Below are 3,139 nucleotides of genomic sequence, written 5' to 3' on the forward strand. Positions count from 1 at the left end.
GTTTCGGCTTCAAGGACCGGTTTGCTGCGCAAGTCGACAGTGACAAGGGGGAGAGTTTGCAAGGACGGCTCGGCCTTGCGTTCGACTACCAAACCAATTCGCGGGACGCTACCGGACAGATGCGCCGGCTCAACTTGTATAGTCTGATCAATCTTAAACGCGAACTCCTCAACGGCACCCGGGTGATTGTGTCGGGGACACCGTTTGACACTCGCCAAGGGCGCACCTGGGCCGGTGTGGGAGTGGGCGGAGACTATGCCTGGGGTGAGCGCTACTCCATCTACGGAGAAATTGCTGCTGACAGCGATCTTAAGGGTGGTTATAGCGCGTCCGCTACGGCTGGTTTCAAAATGCAGTTCTAGGCCGGATATTGGCAGCTACGCAGCATAGGCGGTGAATGCTCACCGAGGAATATCAGATTTTGGGGGCAGAGCGCTGGCTTCAATTCGCAAACATGGTCATTCAGAGCGACGGGTGTGAAATTGCCCTAATACCTAAAGCAGTACGCACCTTTCGTAGAATCACAATATCTCTCGGTGATGGGGGCAAGTTCCGTTGAAGTAGGGTGACTAGAGTACGGCTTCGTCCATCTTCTTAATAAGCAAAATCTTGATGCGAGGTTCGGTGAATTCACCATCGCGACCGACTTTGTTCGTTACTTAGGAGCGGTAGGCAGGTATTAATAGCCATGTTTGGAGTCTTGATGATGACAGGAATCGTTCGCAAACATTTTGTAACGACCAACGAGCCAAACTAAACCAATACTTCAAAATTGGATGATTTGCTTAACTTAAGATGTAACCATAGAATGGCGCCTTCCTTTATAAAAGCAAGTGGGCGGCTGGGGCATGAACAACAATTATATTGGGCGTGAAGTAGGGGGAAATGCTGCAGGTTATCGGCCGGATATTGATGGCCTCAGAGCGATTGCGGTCTTATTGGTTGTTATTTATCACGCCAATTTTCCTTGGTTGCCGGGCGGCTATGTCGGCGTAGATGTCTTTTTTGTCATTTCAGGTTATCTGATAAGTAACCTGCTTATCAATGAAGTTGGCTCGGGGCGCTTCACCTTTTCTGATTTTTATCTGCGGCGAATCAGGCGCCTGGCTCCTGCGGCGGCGGTTGTCTTGCTGGCGTGTGCGATATGGTTTACCAAACGGCTTTATATTCAGGAATATCAGGATTTCGGCGGTAGTTTGCTGGCATTTTTGGCACTGGGATCGAATTGGTATTTTTTGAGAGATGTCGGCTATTTTTCACCAGCTGCCGAAATCAAGCCGTTGCTTCATACTTGGTCGCTGGGTGTCGAGGAGCAGTTCTATCTGATCTTTCCCGCCCTTTTCGTGTTGTTGTTAAGAGCGGAGCGGATCAAGTGGAAGTTTGTCGTGGTGGCTGCGTTAGCATTGCTTTCCTATTTTTTTGGCCAGCACCTGCTTGATTCAAGGCAGGCTACATCGGCCTTTTACAATTCATTCGCCCGATTCTGGGAGTTGCTTGCCGGATGCTGTCTGGCGGTTTCTGCCAATGCGATGAGGGCGCGTTTTCATGCGATTCCCGTAGCAGTACGCAGTATTGTCGGCAATCTGACTTCCCTGGCAGGGATCGCGCTTGTTCTGTATCCCGCGCTCTTCTATAGAGGTCCAGCCGAGATAAGGCTAATGTTCATACATAAGCCTTAAAGTAATAAAGAAAGTCGCCTTTATAACTTAATCATTCTTTTGGCCCGAGCGCCTCAAGGGGCTCTATTGATCGCTGCCAACCACGCATAATCCCTACGACGCGTTGAACGCAGCTGATTGTGTCAAATACCATCTCTGGTAATGAGTCCTCCCCTGTCGGCACAGAGAGACCGGCGCCGTTCAAGACGGTGTGAGCCATCCCATGCAAGCGAAGTATTTCGTCGCGCAGTCCATCCTCTGAACGCAGCAAATCTATGACCTTATCAAGTTCGTCGACGATAGTTAATAAAGCCGAAGTGTCGAATTCCTGCTGAAGTTTCTTTAGGGCATCGTTATCTACCAGGCCATAGGCAGTTTTTATGGTTTCGTGTTCTTTAGTCATGCGACTCCCTCTGCGCCTTTCGGTGCTTCCGCCCTCGCTCTTTTTGCAGCCTGTTTGAATAGTGCCTCCTTAAGCCAAGCCTCCGGCGGACGCTTCATATCAAGGAAATAATTTCCGAAGCGTTTGACGCCCGTCGTGCCATATGGGCTCATATATGTTGCATCTTCAACGGCAATTTGCTCACCTTCTGCATAAAGCTCCTGGATAATTCGCATCATATCCACCGTGTTCTGCAAAATGACTGCGGAAGCCACCAGGTCGATATATCTCACTCTCTTTTGCTGCTCGTTCAAGTCGTTTTCGGTGATGACGTCACCGCCAAAATCGAGCCATTTGGTGAACGCATGGTAAGACTCGATTTTGTTGGTCGTAGCAGTTACTTCTTGACGCATCTCCTTTTGCGAGATCCAGCGTAACAGGTAGATGGTGCGCAGTACTCTGCCCAGCTCCCTTGCAGCCGCAAAGAGTCGATTGTGGCGGCCGTCATGACTCAATTTTCGAAGGAGCATCGGAGACGCCACCTTTCCTTGCTGGATCGAGATCGCTACTTGCATGAGATCTTGCCAGTGGTTCTGGATTAATTTCCAGTCAACAACATCGCTAAATAGCCTGTCGATGTGCTTGTACTTAGTGGTCTTGTCCGCTTTATAGAATTTCAGATCCTTCCAGTTACGAATTCGAGGCATTAGCTGGATGCCATTCAGATAGGTGAATGCAAATACGACCTCAGACTGTCCGTGCGTGTCGGAATAGACCGTATCAGGCTGGACGCTTAGACCCGCTTTCATCAGACCTTCAATGACATATATCGCTTCCAGCATTCCCGGCGGAATAAAACTGCGGAAATTTGCGATGTAATTATCTGCCACATGGCGATATGCCACGGCCCCCATCCGCTTGTATCGGAAGTGCATGCCTACAAGCAGATTTTGTTCGTAAAAATCGTATTGTGTGCCGTCAGCGGCCACCTTCGTTCCATCGCCCCAGAGTTTCGGAAGTTCCAATCGAAGGTACAGCTCCGTAAGGTCGCGACAAGCGTTGTCTAGTTGTTCCAGGCTCATGTGGCGCTGGTTGACAT

4 protein-coding genes are annotated in these 3,139 nt (G+C 49.7%); 2 read left to right on the plus strand and 2 right to left on the minus strand.

Annotated elements, in window-relative coordinates; translation table 11 throughout:
* On the plus strand, window positions 1-362 hold a 362-nt coding region (locus tag AKL28_RS23170; RefSeq protein ID WP_156226462.1), incomplete at its 5' end, for an autotransporter outer membrane beta-barrel domain-containing protein.
* Between the two features lie 486 nt (window positions 363-848).
* The gene (locus AKL28_RS23175; protein WP_050470650.1) at window positions 849-1,679 is read left to right on the plus strand and encodes an acyltransferase family protein; all 831 of its coding nucleotides are present in this window, start codon (window positions 849-851) and stop codon (window positions 1,677-1,679) included.
* Window positions 1,680-1,710: 31 nt separating this feature from the next.
* On the opposite strand, the gene tnpC is transcribed toward AKL28_RS23175, so the two are convergent.
* On the minus strand, window positions 1,711-2,061 hold the full coding sequence (gene tnpC, locus AKL28_RS23180; protein WP_050470651.1) for a Tn3 family transposase post-transcriptional regulator TnpC: 351 nt from the start codon (window positions 2,059-2,061) through the stop codon (window positions 1,711-1,713).
* Window positions 2,058-3,139: Tn3 family transposase (locus AKL28_RS23185; RefSeq protein WP_156226463.1), on the minus strand; the 1,082-nt coding region annotated here is incomplete at its 5' end. The genes AKL28_RS23185 and tnpC, both read right to left, overlap by 4 nt.

It is taken from the genome of Herbaspirillum chlorophenolicum, assembly GCF_001189955.1.
Classification (GTDB): Bacteria; Pseudomonadota; Gammaproteobacteria; order Burkholderiales; family Burkholderiaceae_D; genus Herbaspirillum; species Herbaspirillum chlorophenolicum.

Bases quoted from the DNA above. Each gene is read 5' to 3' on its own strand.
- AKL28_RS23175 (WP_050470650.1), top strand. From the start codon at position 849: ATGAACAACAATTATATTGGGCGTGAAGTAGGGGGAAATGCTGCAGGT.
- tnpC (WP_050470651.1), bottom strand. From the start codon at position 2,061: ATGACTAAAGAACACGAAACCATAAAAACTGCCTATGGCCTGGTAGAT.